This window comes from Pseudoalteromonas sp. ATL1, from assembly GCF_058933015.1.
Genome location: NZ_JBZYXL010000002.1, coordinates 924,518 through 943,908 on the forward strand (window position 1 = coordinate 924,518; position 19,391 = coordinate 943,908).

General features: G+C 42.3%; 16 protein-coding genes and 2 pseudogenes. 2 read left to right on the top strand and 16 right to left on the bottom strand.

The features are described 5' to 3' along the window. Positions 1–154 precede the first annotated feature (154 nt). On the bottom strand, positions 155–1,582 hold the full coding sequence (locus AC5FX4_RS22045; protein WP_493608565.1) for a sensor histidine kinase: 1,428 nt from the start codon (positions 1,580–1,582) through the stop codon (positions 155–157). After that, entirely contained in the window at positions 1,583–2,254 is a 672-nt protein-coding gene (locus tag AC5FX4_RS22050) for a response regulator transcription factor (RefSeq protein WP_493608566.1), read from the bottom strand. Between the two features lie 174 nt (positions 2,255–2,428). On the opposite strand from AC5FX4_RS22050, the pseudogene AC5FX4_RS22055 reads away from it, so the two are divergent. Then, positions 2,429–4,047 (top strand): annotated as a pseudogene (locus AC5FX4_RS22055) (phosphoethanolamine transferase). Between the two features lie 2 nt (positions 4,048–4,049). Here AC5FX4_RS22055 and AC5FX4_RS22060 read toward each other — a convergent pair. Continuing rightward, positions 4,050–8,039 carry a response regulator gene (locus tag AC5FX4_RS22060; RefSeq protein ID WP_493608567.1) on the bottom strand — a complete coding sequence of 1,330 codons (3,990 nt, stop codon included), beginning with the start codon at positions 8,037–8,039 and terminating at the stop codon, positions 4,050–4,052. A 79-nt stretch (positions 8,040–8,118) separates the two neighbouring features. Here AC5FX4_RS22060 and AC5FX4_RS22065 point away from each other — a divergent pair, with 79 nt between their 5' ends. Next, the gene (locus tag AC5FX4_RS22065) at positions 8,119–9,198 is read left to right on the top strand and encodes an HD-GYP domain-containing protein (RefSeq protein WP_493608568.1); all 1,080 of its coding nucleotides are present in this window, start codon (positions 8,119–8,121) and stop codon (positions 9,196–9,198) included. Between the two features lie 104 nt (positions 9,199–9,302). Here the strand turns inward: AC5FX4_RS22065 and AC5FX4_RS22070 are convergent, their stop codons facing one another. The 13 genes and pseudogenes from AC5FX4_RS22070 to AC5FX4_RS22130 all read right to left on the bottom strand — a co-directional run bounded on the left by AC5FX4_RS22070 (position 9,303) and on the right by AC5FX4_RS22130 (position 19,371). Beyond that, a complete protein-coding gene (locus AC5FX4_RS22070) occupies positions 9,303–10,127 on the bottom strand; it encodes an ATP-grasp domain-containing protein (RefSeq protein WP_493608569.1) in 825 nt (274 codons plus the stop codon). A 172-nt stretch (positions 10,128–10,299) separates the two neighbouring features. Then, entirely contained in the window at positions 10,300–10,869 is a 570-nt protein-coding gene (gene efpL, locus AC5FX4_RS22075) for an elongation factor P-like protein EfpL (protein WP_493608570.1), read from the bottom strand. Between the two features lie 98 nt (positions 10,870–10,967). Then, positions 10,968–11,126, bottom strand: coding sequence for a YqaE/Pmp3 family membrane protein (locus tag AC5FX4_RS22080; protein WP_493608571.1), 159 nt, complete (start codon positions 11,124–11,126; stop codon positions 10,968–10,970). A 227-nt stretch (positions 11,127–11,353) separates the two neighbouring features. Further along, positions 11,354–12,028 (bottom strand): hypothetical protein, encoded by a 675-nt coding sequence (locus AC5FX4_RS22085; protein ID WP_493608774.1) that lies wholly within the window; start codon positions 12,026–12,028, stop codon positions 11,354–11,356. 35 nt (positions 12,029–12,063) lie between these two features. Then, a complete protein-coding gene (locus tag AC5FX4_RS22090) occupies positions 12,064–12,825 on the bottom strand; it encodes an iron transporter (RefSeq protein ID WP_493608572.1) in 762 nt (253 codons plus the stop codon). Continuing rightward, positions 12,815–13,165, bottom strand: a complete 351-nt coding sequence (locus tag AC5FX4_RS22095; protein WP_493608573.1) for a cupredoxin domain-containing protein — start codon at positions 13,163–13,165, stop codon at positions 12,815–12,817. Before AC5FX4_RS22095 ends, AC5FX4_RS22090 begins: the two co-directional genes overlap by 11 nt. Next, positions 13,156–14,490, bottom strand: coding sequence for a sensor histidine kinase (locus tag AC5FX4_RS22100; protein WP_493608574.1), 1,335 nt, complete (start codon positions 14,488–14,490; stop codon positions 13,156–13,158). Before AC5FX4_RS22100 ends, AC5FX4_RS22095 begins: the two co-directional genes overlap by 10 nt. After that, positions 14,474–15,130: a response regulator gene (locus AC5FX4_RS22105; RefSeq protein WP_493608575.1), complete on the bottom strand. Its 657-nt coding sequence runs from the start codon at positions 15,128–15,130 to the stop codon at positions 14,474–14,476. The genes AC5FX4_RS22100 and AC5FX4_RS22105 overlap by 17 nt, the downstream gene beginning before the upstream one ends. Further along, positions 15,127–15,780 carry a tetratricopeptide repeat protein gene (locus tag AC5FX4_RS22110; protein ID WP_493608576.1) on the bottom strand — a complete coding sequence of 218 codons (654 nt, stop codon included), beginning with the start codon at positions 15,778–15,780 and terminating at the stop codon, positions 15,127–15,129. The genes AC5FX4_RS22105 and AC5FX4_RS22110 overlap by 4 nt, the downstream gene beginning before the upstream one ends. Continuing rightward, on the bottom strand, positions 15,777–16,580 hold the full coding sequence (locus AC5FX4_RS22115) for an SDR family oxidoreductase (RefSeq protein ID WP_493608577.1): 804 nt from the start codon (positions 16,578–16,580) through the stop codon (positions 15,777–15,779). The genes AC5FX4_RS22110 and AC5FX4_RS22115 overlap by 4 nt, the downstream gene beginning before the upstream one ends. Further along, entirely contained in the window at positions 16,580–17,263 is a 684-nt protein-coding gene (locus tag AC5FX4_RS22120; protein ID WP_493608775.1) for an iron-containing redox enzyme family protein, read from the bottom strand. Before AC5FX4_RS22120 ends, AC5FX4_RS22115 begins: the two co-directional genes overlap by 1 nt. A 27-nt stretch (positions 17,264–17,290) precedes the next feature. Next, positions 17,291–18,730 (bottom strand): annotated as a pseudogene (locus AC5FX4_RS22125) (AMP-binding protein); the annotation flags it as partial. Further along, positions 18,727–19,371: a thermostable hemolysin gene (locus AC5FX4_RS22130; protein WP_493608578.1), complete on the bottom strand. Its 645-nt coding sequence runs from the start codon at positions 19,369–19,371 to the stop codon at positions 18,727–18,729. The gene AC5FX4_RS22130 and the pseudogene AC5FX4_RS22125, both read right to left, overlap by 4 nt. Between the last annotated feature and the right edge of the window lie 20 nt (positions 19,372–19,391).

Sequence of the window (19,391 nt, forward strand, 5' to 3'; positions counted from 1 at the left end):
ATCGTGAGGAGGAGTCCCCTATAACGGACCATTTTTAACAAAAAGCCATACATAAAATAGGAACTATCATTTTTTCATCGCTGATTTTTTTGCATTGTCTATTGAGTATGGCCGATTGATAAAAGCTTGAAACTTGGTACGTGGCATATCGTTATCAATTTGGCTTATTGAGCACCAATTCAAACTGAATTTCTTCATCTTTGGCACTTACCGATAATGAGCCATTAATAGCCAACGCAAGTACCTTTGAAATTGATAACCCCAAACCGAAGTTATTATTTGCTGTTCGTGACGCCTCCTTTTGCCATAGCGGTTCAAACATTTCATCTAGGTCTGATGAGGACAAGGTATGTAAAACACGATTGCGAACAATGATATTTAATCGGCCGTCTTGTAAATGACTTATAGTGATTTTTGTATCTGAATCACTTGGACTGTACTGCAACGCATTATTAATTAAATTATTTAATATTGATTCAATTGCGAATGAGTTACTTAGTACATATTCGCAATCATCTGAACTCGAACTCACAATGAGCCTACTGCTGTCATGGCTTGCAACAAGTTTCTCAATGGTGGAATTGATATTCACCTTTTCGGAGCAGTCTAATGCTTGATGACTGTACTTATGCATTATCAATAAACTGGAGATGATACTCTTCATTCTTAGGCCAATTTTAAGTACATCGGGCTTAAAGCTCGCTTCAACCTCATGATCTCCCGGAAATTTGATGGCAACTTCCGATAAGTTGATCAACTCAGCTACTGGCGTTTTAAGCTCGTGAGCAATATCAGAAGTGAGCCTTTTTTCACGAATATACAGAGAATAATTTTCCTCAATGAAGTGGTTCAAACTCTCGATAATGGGCGACAACTCTTCGACGGGTTCTTTAGCGGTTATTTTTTGTCTTTTAATCGAAAACTTCACCGTTTTTAACTCGTTGTTTAATGCCTCTAAGGGCGTTAAGGCATACGCAACGGTGTTTCTAACGGTGAATCTGATAATAAGCGGTACAATGATGAGCGCGCAAGCAAATGCAATATCAATAAACCAAAGGTAAAACATTAGTTGCTCTGTGGATGTAGCATAAGCAATTAAAATAGGGGCTTGCTGATAATTCAAGCCTTGATAATGCTTTTTAAATTCTTCTCTATCATCGCTGTCAATTTGGGGCAAAAATAATGCGTACGCAACCCTGCCACTTCGCCCATCAGGCAGTTTGGTATCTTTGAGCACCATTTGATTAAACTCAGGCTGGTGGTAAGGTAAGTCGTTGTTACTGTAATACTTGAGTGTTTTAGAGCGTTCAAAAACAGTACCTTTATACCATAACTGAAAATACTCAGGTTCGCCTCGCCCCTCAAATTCAGGCAGGTATTCACCGGAAAAGTAAAACTCGACCCCTTCTGGATCTTCGCTGACTAAAGTCATGAGCAAACCGAGCTTGTTTGTGACCGAGCGGTTGAACTCTTCTTCAATCCACGAATCAATTGCTAAATCAACGGCAAGCAATACCGCCACGACAAACAGGGAAATAAAAATCGACAGACGGCGAGTTAACGTTTTACGAATGGATTTCATTTACTGTGTGACCACATAACCAAACCCGCGTTTATTTTTTACCGGTAAGTCTTCACCAAATGCTCTGACTTTTTTTCTCGCCGATGAGATATGTGCTTCGAGTGCATTTTTAGAAACATGATCGTAGCTACCTGCAATATACTCGCTCAGCAATTCTGGCGTAACGACTTTGTTCTGATTAAGAAAAAAGCACTCTACAATTTTATATTCGTTGGGCGTTAGATCTATTTCCTTGTCTAAGTAAGACAAGACTTTTAGTTGTAAACTCAGTGAAAAGTTACCAATGATTATTTTGTCTTGATCGTGCCTTATAAAACCCCGTCTCATCAAGTTGACCAAACGCGCATGTAACTCTTCAAAAGAAAATGGCTTGGCCAAATAGTCATCTGCGCCAGCTAAGATACCAATGGCTTTATCATCTGCTTCCGAGCGTGCTGATAGTATGAGAATTCGGACATTTTGATTTTTTGCTCTAAGTGTTTTTAAAATGCTTAAACCATCCATTGACGGTAACATTAAGTCCAAAATGAGTAGATCATAATCCCCTAAAAGCGCCATACTTAGCCCTTCAGAACCATCTCCCGTTGACTCTACCGTGTATCCAAGCTTACAAAGGCCGTGACCTAAGCTTCGTCTTAATGATTCTGAGTCTTCAATTAACAGTAATCGCATAATAGATTTCCTAGCTGGAATACTGTCAATTTACCAATCAATACTTAAGAATAACTTAAGATTAAATTTCGTCTCATCAGCGACTGCTAAACCCCACTGATCCTCAGTTTAATTTCAGCCGTTCTTAAGTCACGACCAATACGATCCATTTGTACTCGCAAATATTGGTCATATATGAACACTCTAAAAACGCGTATTCAAGTAAACATATCATCTGCCTGGTTACTCTCCCTCGCATCACTGTTTATTGTCTTAGTATTTAACTTCCCATTTCTTGCGGGCGTGTATAAAGCAACCCATTTAACGAGTGCATCAGGATGGCTATTTCTGCTCTTCGTTCCAGTCTTGCTCATTTGCTTAACCATCATTTTATTGACTATATCGGGGGCGTTATTTTTCCCTAAGTTGACACTCAGTATAAATATACTGCTGTCCTCCTTGCTGTTTTACGCCACAGCAGCCTATGGCGTGATATTCGACAAAAGTATGGTGCAAAATGTGATCGAAACGAATTCGGGGGAGGCCTTTTCGTACCTAAATATTAGCTTTATCTCTTTTTTGTTTTTATGGGGATGTTGCCTATCTTCTCTGTGCTCAGCCAAGAAATAAAAGGCAATGTGATAACCAATATCAAAAGTTTGGTTAAATTAAATATCACTTGTTTGATTCTAATCGCAGTCATTGCTGCAACGTTTTATAAAGATTACGCCGCAGTGGGTCGAAATCACAGAGAATTGACAAAATACATCGTGCCATTTGCCTTTTACGACTCGGGCTTTAAGTTTATTCGCGATAAATATTTATACCCACCTTTGCCCTACCGCGTTCTCGATAGTGCGCCTAGTTTGCAAAATAACATGAAGCATAAAAATCGTACGCTTGTTGTGGTTATTGGGGAGACAGCCAGAGCCGCAAACTTCAGTCTAAATGGCTATGCGAGAAATACCAATGCACATTTAAAAAACCAAGATGTGATCAGTTTTAATCAAGTCTCATCATGCGGTACGGCAACCGCAGTGTCGGTGCCTTGTATGTTTTCAAGACTCGATCGTGAACACTACAACAGCCGTGAAGCCAGTAGCCAAGATAATGCTCTCGATCTTATTCAAAGAGCGGGCGCAGAAGTTACCTGGATTGATAACAACAGTAGCTGTAAAGGGGTGTGTAAAAGAGTAAAAACTATAGAATTTAACCCCAAGCGTGACTCTAAATTATGCGATGGCGATTTTTGCTTTGATGAAGTTCTTATTGGCGATCTTAAGAAAGAACTCGCTGTATCGCAGGGCAAAGAAAGAGTTATTGTTTTACACATGATTGGCTCTCACGGACCCACTTACTATCGACGCTATCCTGCATCATTTAACCGCTTTACGCCCGATTGCCCTCATAGCGATATTCAACACTGCTCTCATGAGCAATTGGTTAACACCTACGACAACACAATTGCTTATACAGACTATGTATTGGCGCAAATACTTGAAGTGCTACAACAACCTGAACAGGGCAATACCGCCATGTTGTACGTCTCAGATCATGGCGAGTCTTTAGGTGAAAAAGGCTTGTACCTTCATGGGTTTCCATACAGTTTAGCTCCAGAGGAACAAACCCGTGTTGCTATGCTGTACTGGGATAGTCGCTTTAAACAACAAGCGTATAAAAACTGCGTAACCGCGCAAACAAATACACCTCTTTCACACGATAACGTTTTTGATACATTACTTGGTTTGAGTCTCGTGAAAACAACGGTTTACAAGGCTGAAAAAGACATTTTAAAAAACTGCCGTCAATTATAAAATCACACTTGGCCCGACATTTGAGTGAGTATCTTTTCAGCCTTGGCGAATTCAAAATCACTAATTGTATCGCGTACTTGCTCAAGCGTTTCTTTGGGAAATGCGTTTTGCTCGAACAATTCGTCAATCACTTCAAGTGATTGCACATCAAAATTTTGCACCAACTCTAACAGCTCGTTGAATAACTGCTTACGTTTTGTTTGAGACAGAGTGCTCTGCTGCTCCCCCTCGGCTTGAATAGGCTCGAGTTCTCTGTTTGCCAGCTTTTCGTCCGCATTTTTTAGATAACTAATCACTTCATGCAGTTGCTCTATATCAATACTGCCTTGCTGCGCAATCTGCTCTTCAAACACTTGGCCTTTTTCCATCAAATAATGAGCAGATAGGTTTGCCGCCGATCCCTTTAACGAATGTGCGATCCTCGCGGCATGCTCAGTATCACCAATGATGACCGCTTGCTCTAAATTAATAAGCTCTTCAACCTGCTTATGTACAAACTTACCTAAAATATTCCAGTAGGCTTTTTCGTTTCCACCGATCCTGTCAATCCCATCTTTAAAATCGAACCCCTCTATTTTAAAGCTCTCTTTGGCTGGCTTGTCTGGATCCACATTTTTGTCTTTAGCGAGCGGTGTTTTATTGACGTCTTCAAACGTAGTGCGACCTTTTTGCTTAATTTGTTCATCGATTGTGGCAACCATTTTGTCAAAATTAATCGGTTTGGCGATGTGTGCATTCATTCCCGCGGCAAGGCATTGGTCAATGTCTTCTTTCATCGCATTGGCTGTCATAGCAATGATGGGAATTGTATCAAACGCTTTGCTTTCTCTTATTTTACGAGCTGCTGTTAGCCCATCCATAACCGGCATTTGCATATCCATAAAAATAACCGAAAACGCGCCCTGTTTTTCTAGGATTGCCAAAGCTTCTGCGCCGTGATTGGCAATAGTGACGTCAATGTTAATTGACCGCAACATTTCCGTGGCCACTTCTTGGTTTGTTTCATTGTCTTCAACAAGTAAAGCCGTAGCACCAGCAAACGAATGCTGCTTAGGCTTCTTCGCTTTGGACTTAGGTGTCGCCTCACTTTGTAAGTCAAAACAATCCATGACACAGTCAAACACGATTGAAGCATTGATAGGTTTAGTAATAATGCCGCCCAGAACATTAATTAAGTTGTCTTCTAGGTTGAGTTCTCGACTATGGGCTGTGACAAGTATCACTTTGGGAGAAGGGGTAAGCTTAAGTTCTACGATACGCTGAGCCAATTCACAGCCATCCATATTGGGCATGCTCCAATCAGAAAAGACCAATTGAAACGTTTCACTCTCCATTATTTTCAGCGCTTCTTCTCCACAACTGGCCACAGATACTTTAAAGCCTAAATGGGCAACCAAGTCTGACATGATCTCTCTGGCGGCTTCATTATCATCTACCACTAACACGGAGGTATTTTTGATAATCGATTCAGGGCAAAGGAGCGGTTTTACCGCCATTTCTTGTAACCCGACTTTAACGGTAAAAAAGAATTCTGAGCCGACTCCTTCCTCACTTGTAACACCAATTTGCCCGCCCATTAGCTCAACAAGTCGTTTCGATATACTCAAACCTAATCCGGTTCCACCATACTTTCTGGTAATTGAGGTGTCAGCCTGTGAAAAAGCCTTAAACAGTTGTTCTTGTTGTGCTTGTGTGAGCCCAATACCGGAGTCTTTAACCGAAAACTTCAATACCGCGCTTTCATCATTTTGTTCCACTACTCTAACGGCGATGATCACCTCTCCTTGTTCGGTAAATTTGATGGCGTTACCACACAGATTGATCAACACTTGCCCTAAACGCAACGGATCACCAACTAAATTGGAAGGTACATCCGGCGGTATATCCAGTAAAAGTTCCAACCCTTTGTCTTCAGCCTTAATGGAGTTCACAATCGATACATTGGTGGTCACTTCATCTAAGTCAAACGGCTCATGCTCGATAGTCATCTTTCCAGACTCTATTTTAGAAAAATCGAGTACATCATTGATAATGCCAAGGAGATTGTTGGCCGCCAAATCAATCTTTTTCATATAGTTCATTTGTTGCTTAGACAAATGGGTATTCAAAATAAGATGGCTCATGCCGATGATGGCGTTCATAGGCGTACGAATTTCGTGGCTCATGTTAGCCAAAAATTCACCTTTTGCTTTGCTTGAACTATCTGCCTGCATCTTGGCGTCCCGAAGCTGCCTTTCCATCTCTTTACTTTGCGTTACATCCAATATGAGTCCGACTATTCCGGCCACATGATTATCCGCATCGCTAAATGTCGCTTCATACACAACCACTTCTCGTTCTTCACCATTCACATTTTTAATGCGCATCTCATAGTTATGATGACCCGGATTGGCGAGTAACTTTTTCTCTGATTCATTAAAACGGGTGGCAATATCAAAAGGAAAAATATTATCCGGTTTCGCACCAATCACATCAGCTTCAAAAGTACCTATAAACTCGTGAAAGCGGCTATTTACGCCTAGATACATGCCTTCTTGATTTCTGTAATACATAGGATTGGGGATCGCATCGATGATTTTTTTGTTCAGCTCTAGCTGTTCATAAGCCATACGCTCAGTTTTTCTCTGGATCTCTTGATTTCGGGTTAATTGCAACCCGACGGCCAAATCGCGAATGATGTAACTCAACCAATGGAACTCTTTTTCACTAAGTGGATAAAAGCTACCAAGCTCTAAAAGGCCAATACAGCTCTCTCCCACGGTTAAAGGAAAATAATGAAGTTCTCGTAAAAAGATCGCTTTGCCATGATGGTCAAACTTGAATTGCTCTGATAAATCAATGGAATATCTATTTTTAGTTTTCAGTGCATGAAAATACACCGATTCCGAGTCTTGATAGGTACTTTTTGCATCGTTTTCATAGCCAATGCCAGAGACACGTTCCAGTTCATCCTCTTCATACACGTATAACCCAACCACCGGAATGGATAATCTTTGGCAGACAAACTTTATGATTTCATCGCCCAGCTCGTGAGCACTGCTTTTGCCTCGCAACGCTAAGTTAAAATCTTTAATAATGGTACTAAAGTTAAGTTGCTGTGTGATGTTTTCCAAAAGACGGTTCATTGCGCCAGCAAAAGTGCCAAGCTCTCCTTGGTACGCTTCGTTTAGCTTGAAGTTAAAATCATTTTTTTCTACCTGCGCGACAAGTGCTTTTTGGATATTTGAAATAGGCGTGATGTAGTAACGCCACAACAAATAAAATGACAAGGCAATGGACAGCAAGAGCGTTAAAATGATGATGCTGTGGATCTTTTGAGCCACCTGTGAGCTTTGCTCACATTCTGCAATGCGCTCTTTTAATTTCGATAAAAGCTTAAGCTCCACATCCGCCAAAGCTTGATATGCCTGCTCCTTACGCACTAAATAGGCAGAGCCTAGTAATAAATTCTCCTGGTTTGTGATCGGACCAACAGCACTTTGTACTATTTGGGCGTCACGATATTCTTGCCGCGATGAAATCGCCTGCTGCTCCATATCGACCAGCTCTTCGTCCATCGCAAATGCTCTTTGTAGCTGGTTAAATTCATAGTCATTTGGCGCAAACCGCTCAAACCTTTCAAAGAATGAAGCGGAGACTTTTTTATCTTCAACTTTGGGCACGACACTATTAGGCAATGAAAGCGTATCCCAATAGCCAAGCTGATATTCTGACTCTTTGGCAAACGTACCATTATCAATTGCTATCGCTAATTGAAACAAATCTAACCAACGCTGCTCCCCCGTCATCACAAACGATCTCGCAAATTTGCTCCGCTGATTAGCAACTTGCTTCACTTCCTGTACTAGCTGCTTCAATTGTGTCAACTGATGCTGAGTTGACTGTTTAGCAAACTCACTTGCGTCGATGTATTTGGACACGAAAAGTAACGCAATACTGGTGAGAAACATAAACCCAAACAATGCGACGAACAGAGATCTAAGTTTGAACATAAAGTGATTTTAGTTGTTGGCAGTAATACAAAGATAGACCTAAAATCAGACTTAAAGCTAATTTTGGATGGAACTGAATATGTTCGAAAAATTCACTGTGTTGATTGTCGACGATACCACTGAAAACCTGGCGCTCATGTCAGAGGTATTAAAGGCCGAATACAGAGTGATTGCAGCAAAAAGTGGCGAGAGTGCACTAGAAATACTCAAAAGCAAAGACGTCGACATCGTATTGCTGGATATCATTATGCCGCATATGGATGGTTATGAGGTTATTCGCCGCATAAAAACATCACCCGAATTGAGTGATATTCCTGTTATTTTTCTCACCGCCAAAAACAGCGTGCAAGACGAAGAGATTGGCTTTGCACTCGGCGCTTGTGATTATATTAACAAACCTATCAGCCCACCTATTATTCTCTCTAGAGTGCGTACTCATATCCAAATTAAGCGCCATAGTGACTTTTTAAAAGACCAAAATGCGTATTTAGAAGCCGAAGTACAAAAACGTACCAAGGAGCTCTCTGCAGCGCAAGATGCCACCATTGCAGCCTTAGCCAGTTTGGCTGAAACGCGCGACCAAGAAACGGGCAACCACATTAAGCGCACACAGCTCTATGTTAAAACTCTCGCTTCAAGCTTAAGTAAATTACCTAGGTATAACAATCAGTTACCTAATGACGTAATAGAACTTTTTTTTAAGTCAGCACCATTACACGATATTGGCAAAGTGGGCATTCCAGATGCCATTTTACTCAAAGCAGGCAAGCTCACGGATGCGGAGTTTGAGGTGATGAAAACACATGCTGAACTTGGCTATTTGGCGCTGGAAAATGCGGAAAAAGAAGTGGGAGGGAGTGTCCGCTTTTTAAAAATAGCCAAACAAATCGCCTATGGTCACCATGAAAAATGGGATGGCAGCGGGTATCCCCAAGGGTTATCAGGTGAAAATATCCCGCTCAGTGCACGCTTGATGGCGATTGCCGATGTGTATGATGCATTGATAAGTAAGCGGGTATACAAAGATGCCATGACACATGAACAAGCATTGGAAATAATGAAAAATGGCAGAGGCAGTCATTTTGATCCGCACATTCTCGATGTCTTTTTATCTATCGAAGACGTGTTTTATTCTATTGCTAGAAAATATGCAGATTAATTGACTATGGCTCGTGCAAATTTCAATGCGAGTCATCAATATTGTAGTCACAACCCGCATTGGGTATTCAGCGCACATGTTAGCAGCGCGCCGAGACAAAAACGTTAGCGCTTATTAAGCTCAGATAACCCTTTTTTATATAAATCAATGACCGGGTCTACACTGTTATGTTTAATGAAATTGTTAAATTGCGGAGACGCATTCAATTCAATCAGATATAACTCATCATGTTCATCAAGAATAATATCGTAGCCAACTAAGCCCATTGGTAGCTCAGCGTGTACTGGCGCGACAAACTCCGCCAACCTGTTTAATAAAGCGTCATCTGTTACATGTTCCGCGTATTCACCCTTTTCCCAGTACTTAGCATTAAAGCTGGCGGATGTTTGGCCACGACGGTAAGCAAAAGCTGGCTCTCCATAAACGCACAATAAACGAAACTCGGCTTTGCTCACGATGTATTGTTGAGCGAGTGCAATGTAATCGTATACTCGAGATTGGTGATCAAATATCTCTGCAAACGCTTTTTCGGTCTGAAGATCATCTTCACACATGAACACATTTACACCCAGTGCTCCCTTATTGCATTTGACGACGATCGGATAAGATAAGTTGTCTTCAATACGGTGCAAAGCAGAAGCAACGCTGTTGTAATGCTTGTATTGCAGGTATTTGGGGTCCACTTTAAAGTCCAAAAAGTCGAGCGTTTTTGGCATTCTAATAGTGTCTTTTAAAAGCTGATAGGTATGGCTTTTATCTTTACAGATACAATAAGCGACTTCAGAGTTGAATGGCGTTTTATTTAACTCAAAATATTGCCAACCCGAATCAAGTTTAATGCGAACAAAGTTTTGGTCTATATCAATAAACTCATACTCAAAACCCAAAGCGTCACATGCTTCTACTAAATATCTTATGTTGTTTTCCATATTACGCGGCTTACTCTAACATGCATCGAGCCATACTAGGCATCATTCCCTGTATAGCAATCGTCGTTTATAACAAAGCAACGTACCAAAACTGGCCTGCTTATTCAGAATGAGATTTAATGATTTAACGAGCGCTGCCTAAAGGCTACGCTCGCTATAAAGCACTCGCTGTTTAGTCAGCACGGCCCATAAATTTCTTTTCATCGGTGTTGATACGAATTTTATCACCCGTTGAGATATGCTCTGGTACTTGAACAACTAAACCCGTCGTTAACGTAGCCGGTTTTGTGCGTGCACTCGCCGAAGCACCTTTGATTGATGGAGATGTGTCTTCAATAACAAGTTCAACACTTGAAGGTAAGTCGATAGACACAGGTCTGCCTTCAACAATCACCGCTAACAAGCCTTTTGTGTCTTCACTGACAAACAAAACTTGTTCTTCAATGCTGCTCTTATTTAGGTTATAAGGTGTGTAGTCTTCTTCATCCATGAATACATACTCGTCGCCATCAATGTATGAAAACATGACTGGGCGGCGTACTAAATCCGCTAGGTTAAGCATCTCATCTGCTTTAAATGTTTCATCTACTTTGCCGCCATTCACGACATCATACATACGCATACGGTACAAACTACCACCAGCGCGACCTTGTGGTACTGAACGCTCAATATCTCTTACGATCATTACGCGGTTGTTGTATTCAATCGCAGCATGCTTTTTTATTTCACTGGCCTTAGGCATGGTTATTTCTCTTAAAATTACAGTAGCAAAAAATTATCTCGATATTGCCACATAACCAAGCTCCAAAGCCAGTCAAATTAGGTCTTGGAATGGCTAATTTAACGAAGAACAAGCCAAACTGCGTGAATAATTCCAGGCACGAGGAACAAAATACTCAAAAGTATATTTATCACCAAGTCTTTACCCATCCCATTGTTTAACGCGACTGCAATTGGCGGAAACAAAATAGCCAAAATCACCAAAATAATCTTACTCATAACCTGCTCCTGTTCATTTATTATCATTGTGAGCTTAATGCCTTCTCCTTGAGATATGCACTGCCCACTTAAAGGCTAATGCAAAACCCACAGTTTGCAATTGAGGACGCAAAATTTGCTAGGCAATAAAAAACCACCGGGTATCGTGCGGTGGCTTTTTATTCATTTTATTACAATGAGGTTGTTATGCTACAAGTCGTCTTCGCAAAGTGATGAGTGCTAATAACCTAAAATTCAAATTCCAAAGCGAGCCTAAAACTATGATCTTTGCCTGATTGAGAAACCTCACTGACAAAACCCGCTTCCCACTTCAACTGTCGTTGCCCCTCAAAACGATACAAACCAATTACAGCTGGCCCAATGCCTATAAAATCCTCACCACTATATAATTCAATAGCGGGTTGAAATGCTGAGGCATATCGGTAACGCAATTGCGCTCGAAACTCGCTTTCCCATTCATTTTCAATTGCACTTCCCCACTCTCTAATGACGAATGCATTTAAAGTCAGGCTAGTTTTGCCAAACTCTTTTTCAAACAACAAGCCAATTGCAGCTTCATAAGCAGACTCTTTGTGTTGCTTTTCAAGTTCAAATAACATGCCCCAGTCAGCCCAATAGCGACCTTGTTCTACCATCTGCCAACGCGCTTCAAATTCATATGCAGCTAAATCAAAGTTATCGAGCGGGTCACGCTCACCAATCATATAACCCTCCACGGTGACTGTTTCAGCAACCGCCCAACCTAAGCCGGCTCGCTGCGCTAACACATTACCCTCGTCGGTTTGCCGAGACAGTAATCGCCACTCAACTTCACGTTCAAAGGGCAAAACATAAGGATGATAAACCTTATCAACGACCATACCATCTGCATAACTCGGTAATACAGCGGCGCCTAACACCATTGCAATGGCCAATAACAAGGGGCGTTTAACAGCTATCATGATGCTATCACTCCTTTGTGTTTCGTCGATGTTTGTTTTAAGCGCCACACAATGGTCACTCCCAGTAAAAAAACAGCGCAGCAAAATGCCCATAAGTTTGCGTAACTCGGGGTTGCTTCATAGCCCAGTAACGCTTTAAAAATTCGTCCAATAATGCCGTACTCATCTAACAGAAAACGTAAGTCAAACACCGTTTCGCTACTTGGTAACAAATCAATTTGCGCTGCAAGATCAACGGCATTCGCAATTTTACTTGCGGTATGGCAGGTCAATAACGTGAGTACCATCGCTAGCGCATGCTGTGCTCGTAACCATGCCAAGCTGAAATAAAATAATGTGCTAAAACTCAGGCAGATCCCCAACCCAAGTATGCTACCAATTAGCAACCCCTGTAAGGTATCTAAATGCCAATAACTGTTGAGATACATAATGAAATGGCTTAAATACAACATACTTGCCAGCACTATCGCAGCTTGTTTATAGCGTTCACTGGAAGACAAAATTGACCCCATCACGCTGCCATATATGCCAATTAACATTAAAATTTTACTAAGCTCCAAGCCTCGGTAATCAAACCATTGACTTAGGGTACCCGCACCAGCTAGATAAATTGCACAAGATATGCAGCAAAGCGCTAACGTTTGCCATGTAGACAGCAACGAAACGGGGCGGTCAATATCACTGTGCAATAAAAGCACCCATAGCAAAGCCAGAGGCAGAAACTGGTTTAAACTAATGATCACCGTATTAAGGAGCATTGGCAGCCTCCTTTACAATCACAACGCCCTGCGCGGTATTGGGGGAAAATTCACCAAAAAAACGATATTCTCCTACAGGAAGTGGGCCGATATAAATCACACTTTTGCGATGAGGAAAAAGTACCTTTTCGCGATTTAAGTCAAAACTATCGAACTCTTCGGCGGTATCATCTTGGTTTTCAACAATAAGCCTAACTTTTTTCCCTGCTGGAATTTCAACTTCTGCTGGAATAAACAAATGGTTTTTTAATACCAAATTGACAGTGTCATCGGCTGTTGCCCATGAACTGACTAGAGAAGCTAATGCGCAGCAGTACATTCTACTTCTTTTTAGTCGCATACTTTCTCCATCGGAAACTTCACTTGCACGCGCAATCCACCTAAACTGGCCCTTTCCAGCCGTATGTTTGCATCATAGATTTCAACGATTTGCTGCACAATGGCCATGCCAAGCCCTGCGCCTTTTTCGCCAGAAGGGTGTCTGTCTCCACCCACACGATAAAATCTGTCAAAAATACGAGCGAGTTGCTGATCGTCCATGCCTGGGCCTGAGTCTTCAATACGCCAAGTAATACCATGCACATCGTGCTCAATGTTGATCTGGATCTGTCCTTCTTTTGGTGTGTACTTTACTGCGTTACTGAGCAGATTAATGAACAGGGTTTTTAGCGTAAAATCACAGCCTTGTAGCAAACATGATTCTCCATCAAGGCTGATTTGCAAATGCTTTTTGTCGATCTGTTCATAAAGTTGAGCAACTACATCTTGCGTTAACAGCAACACATCTATTGCCGTGAAATTTGCTCGCCAGCGATCAGGCTCTGTTCTAGCAAGCGTGAGCATCTGCTCTACAATATGCCCAAGTTGTTCAATGCCCTGTTGCATAGCGTGTACACTTGGGTGTTGACATTCCTCGCTTAAGTTATGGAGATTGATTTTTAAGCTGCTGATCGGGGTCTTTAATTCATGGGCGGCGTCTGAGGCAAAGTAACGCTCCCGCAGATAAGCTTTCTCAACCTTGCCAAATAGACTGTTAAGTCGCTCAATCACTGGCGCAACCTCGGCGTCTTCACTTTCTACTTTCAGTACACTGAAGTCGTTCGCTTTGCGCTCTTTAAGCTCGTTAGATAAAGCCGTCAAAGGCATCAATGCGCGACGAATATACCAAGCAATAAACAAAGCCAACAAAGGCATAGCAATCACCAGAGGTGTCATTGCGGATAAAATTAAACTCTCAGAGAGCAAAAAGCGTTTTTGGATAGGCTCAGCCAACAGTAAACGCTTATTGTCTTGATGCACGATGAATGTTCTCAAACGTATCCCTGCGATATTTTGCGTTGCATACCCCTCTTTTTGCATTGCACTGTAGGGAAGCGATTCAAGTAACTTCGCAGAATAAACACGTTGCTGATTTTGCCAAAGTAGACCATACAACTCCGATTGCTCAACCCAGTTGTGCGCAGGGGCAGCCATCAGAACTTGCGCAATGCTGCTTAGTTGTTGATCAAGCTGCAATTCAGCCTCTTGCATGCTGCGCTGGTAACCATTTAGCAAAGCCATAAATGCCGTCAGGATAACGCCCGACAGCAAAATCATCGTCAATCTACGGTTGATCGACAAACGTGCACTTGGCCGCTCATTGCGCATACTACTTTGCAACCACATATCCTATGCCACGCAACGTTTTGATAAAATCTTTCGGTAGCTTTTTACGAAGGTTATGAATGTGTACTTCAATGGCGTTTGAACCAAGCTCTTCACCCCATTGATAAAGCTTATTTTCCAGTTGTGTTTTCGACAGCACCCGATCGGCATTTTCCATCAGCGCTTTCAGCAACATAAACTCTTTCCTCGGTAAGCTCAGTACGCTGCCATCAACACTTGCCAAATGCGCAGCTAAATCAAGTTGCACATTTTTACAGGATAAAGTACTGGATGTTTGGCTTCCTAAACGCCGACTAATCACACGTAAACGCGCAAACAACTCTTTTGCTTCAAAGGGCTTAGCCAAGTAATCATCTGCCCCCAGGTCAAGGCCTGTAATTTTGTCTTCAATGCTATCACGGGCCGTCAGAATTAAAACCGCCATATTCTGGGCGCACTTTTTTGCAGCCTTAAGCACTTCGAGTCCATCACCATCCGGCAGACCTAAATCAAGCACCAATAGCTCAATCTCATCATTACTGAGCATCGCTTTGGCAGTTTTTACGCTCGGCGCATGTTCAACGCTATAGCCTTCTTTTTGCAGAGAGTGTACTAGGCCCTGCGCTAGCAGGGCATCATCTTCTACTAATAATAATCTCATCGTCTTTTTTTCAGTTTTTTCTCTACTTTAGCTAATAACGTGTCCACTTCCTGCTGACGATACTGATCGGCTTTTTCTCTACCGTCACGAGCTGGCGCATTTTTCGCTAACTGTAAATGATTTAACGCTTTTTCATATTCTCTTTCATCATAGAGAAATTCAGCATAAAAGTAATTAATATCTAATCCAGATGGATTAATTTTAAGCGCTTTACTAAATAGTTGCTGCGCTTTTTTGTCACTGCCAAAGCCGATCGGCCAGCCAGGTACTTTACTGTAGAGCGTGCCAAGACTGGTCAATGCTGAGCCGCTGAGCGCCTGTTCATTGATCTCAATCGCTGTTTCCAGCTCTGCTTTCGCCGCTTTAGCTAACCCCAACGCGCCAAGTCCCCCCTTTGCACCGGCATAGCTTGACTGTACAATACCGTGCCAAATATGGCTTTCTGCCTTATCCGGATAATTGCTCACTAATGCGGCACTGTCTTTCACAAGTGCTTCAAATGCCTTTTCCTGCGCCTTATCTTGCAGCTCATAATTAACGTTTGCCCAACTCTTTTGAATACTGGCTAAGTCTTGTGAAAAATCAGCGTGTGCTACTGCGCTCACACTCGTCATGATTGCTGCTAACAGCAAATTTTTAATCGTCTTCATGAGGATGACTCCTTAGTTTTAAACTGACAACGGATATACGTTTGGATTGCTTTTAACTCTTTAATAATGGCGTTATCAACCAACTCGGGTATCAAACCATTCAACCGTGCAAAAAGTTTTTCAGGGAAGCCAACAACAGCTCGGCGCTTTTTGCTCGTCAATAAAGACATGAATGCAACCGCAACCTGTTCAGGACTATCCATTTTGTGCCCGAGCGCTTCGTTGAGCGCGCGAACCTGTTCGTTATTTATGCTGGTATCTGTTGCCCTTGGTGCCAGATACTTCACAGATACTTGCCCATCCAGCTCTCGTGACAGCGCTTCGCTAAATCCTCTTAATCCAAATTTACTTGCGCAGTAAACGCTTTGATATGGATAGCCAATGTAACCAAAAGCAGAGCCGACATTGACGACCGTGCCATTAGACTTTGTTAATTGTGTTAGTAAATGATGGGTCAATTGCATTGGTGCAATGAGGTTAACCTCGATTTGCCGTGCCATTTGTTCGGTGCTGGTTTGCTCAAAAGAGCACATTTCATTTTGCCCAGCACAATTAACCAATAACGATGCGCCGCCCAAAGATTGGGCTCGGGAGGCCACTTCTGCAAAACTTAGCGTATCGCTTAAGTCAGCCAAGTGATACGCATGCTGCAGCCCTAAATCATCGCAAAGTTGACGAAGCTTCTCTTCATTGCGTCCAAGGAGTAAACATCGCCACCCGGCATCGTGCAATTGTTTAGCAATGGCTGCACCTATCCCACCAGAAGCACCGGTTATAACCGCAAGTGGTTGTTTTTCCATTAGCTTGCCTCCTGAGTGTTGATGTAACTAGGATTTGCTTCAACGCTTCTAAACACATCGCCGTATAAACGATAAAAACGTTTAGCACTGTGTATAATTAAATCTTGCTCTTGTTGATCAGTGATCTTGTTCATCAAGCCTTTGAAAAAATCAATGTGCTCAATATCTAGCGCCCCGTGTGAAGTGAGATAGCTAAACGCCTTTTTGGGTAAGTTTAGTTTTTCACCTATGCATTGAGCCGCTTTGTCAGCAAGAGCAATTGATGTTCCTTCTAGCACATTGACCATGCCGAAAAAGCACAACGGGTTAACTCGATTAATACTATCGTAGGCATAGCTGACCATCATTTCTGTGGCAAAGCTTGGTTTAGAATGGCGCGCGGCCTCTTTATCAAAACCACACGCCGCAATATCGTTTAAGATCCACTCTTGGTGGCCCATTTCTTCTTCGATGTAATGACCTATCGCTTCTCGCAACCATTCTTTTGAGTCATCTAATTTGCTACCGCATGCCATTAACAAAGGCACCGTGTGCTTCACATGGTGAAAGGCTTGCTGTAAAAACGACGCATATTGACCTAGTGTGATCTGCCCCTCGAATACTTCATTAATTATCGGTGATGAAAGTAAGTACTCACGTTCTTGCTGAGTTTCTGATTGTAATCGGTCAAAAAAAACGGTCATATTCTGCTCCTGCTCTTGGCAATAAAGACTGGATATTTGCACTGTGTAGTGGCTCGCGATGGCCTCTCTTTTTGGTCTTAGGTTTGCACTTAACAAACCTGCTTCAACGCTGAGAGGTTGTGATAAACGATACCAACGCTGCACTTGTGCATAATCAGGTAAAGATGAATTCACTTTATGAAAATGTTCTGCTAATTGTGCTTCTGATATTTCTTCATCGGCCCATATCAAAGCACTCAAATAAGGTTTTGCTTCCCCAAACACCACAACTTGCATTGGCCATGGTGCGCTTTGTAATAGTGACTCTGGCCATTCGGGGCTAATATTGCGGCCAAAACTGCTGATGATCTGGTTCTTTTTTCTGCCCACAATCGTAATATCTTGCGGCTCAATGCTTGTGTTTATGTCAACTAGGTCGCCGGTTGCAAGCCAGCTATCTTGGTCATGTGCAGGCCCCCCTAAGTACCCTAAAAACAGCGGGCCTTTGATAAACAGTTCACCGTCCGCTTCTTTAACCTGCAAGTGAGACAAAGGTGCGCCGACGCTACCATCTTGAAAAAGATGAGTATTCAAGCAAACCACCGAGCTAGCTTCAGATAATCCATACCCTTGAAAAACAGGTAAACCGTTCAGCCTTGCTTGCTCTAATACCTGTGGTGCAACATGACCACCACCAACAGCAATAAATTGCAGGCTTTTCGGGGCTTGCCAGCCTTGCTGACAAGCTACTACTAAAAACTTCAGCAACTCAGGCACTAAAATCAGTGTGTTTGGCTGATGTTCGCTAATGGCCGCAAGCAAAGCTCGCCCATCATGCAATTGGCTGCCTTGAAACCCAAGTGTACTCGTTGGTAACACCGTCACTTGACCGCCACTGAGGATGGGGGCGTAAATACCTGCAATGTTTTCTAATAAAACGCCCAAAGGCAAAACACACAGATGTTTAGGTGCCGAAATCGCGATCCGCTCACATAAGCTGTTACTTACAGCCAACTGACTGTCAAGCGACAAGCACACACCTTTTGGCTGCCCCGTTGAACCAGAAGTGAAAGTGATTTTTTGAGTGCCTGGAAACAAACTGACTTTGTCAGTCATTTGTTTAAAATAAACCCAAAGCTGTGTACCAAATACCGTGATTGTATCCAAAGCAACACGGTCTTTGAGTTGACTATCACAAATGAAAAGTTCTGCTCCGGCGCTAGTTAGCGCATGGTCAATTTGCTGTTCACTGAAAAACGTCGGCAATGGCAGCGCAGCGCTTTGGGTTTGCATTAGAGCTAAGTCTAGGGCTACCCACGCTAAGCCGTTAGGCAATTGAAATGCAACGCAATCCACTGCTTGCTCAGATAAATAATGAGCAAGTTGTTTTGCTTGCATAACTAACTCAGAGGCACTGATGTTTTGCTCTGCATCTTTCAGTACAATGGCTGAATCTAGTTGGCGAAGTTGTTTTAATAGACAATTCATAAATTCAGACCTTCTATTAATTCTTTTATTTCTTGTTGGTAGAAGCTGGCTAACTTATCGAACAGCTTGGTGTCTGTAATAACTTGCTTGGCGATACGTAAGTCCACAACGCATACTTTTGGGTCAGCCTCATAGTAACTTCCGTAATCTTTTGCGCTCGCTACACAATCAGGCTCTGCTGCACTCAATTCACAAATAGGCACTTGGCATAAAGCCATTAGACGCCTGACTTGCGCCGTACCAGTAAAAGTTAAGAAACGAATATCATGAGCCAAAAGCGCGTAGGTCACGATGATGAAGTGACCCAAAGTGGCACTTCTGTGGGTTGAGTAAAGGTTTCCTAATTCCGCAATCTCACCTCGTGAATGGCAATCTGGCAAAAATGATTCAATCGATTTTTGCAAATATTGCTCAACAAAAAGCGAAGATGCCTGCGCCTTTCTTAGACCAAGAACGCAAGAACCTTGTGGTGTGTTTAAACGGCTTAGTAAAGGATAAAACTCGTGAAGGTCAGCAGAAAATGCATTCGCAAATCCAACCTTAACGGTCTGTTCTAACAAGGCTCTATCCGCTTGTTCCGGGCCAGCCCAGCATAAAGACGACAGTGGTGCATTGTAATTATGAATAGTGACTGCGTTCATATTTCGACCCTCTAAAGTTG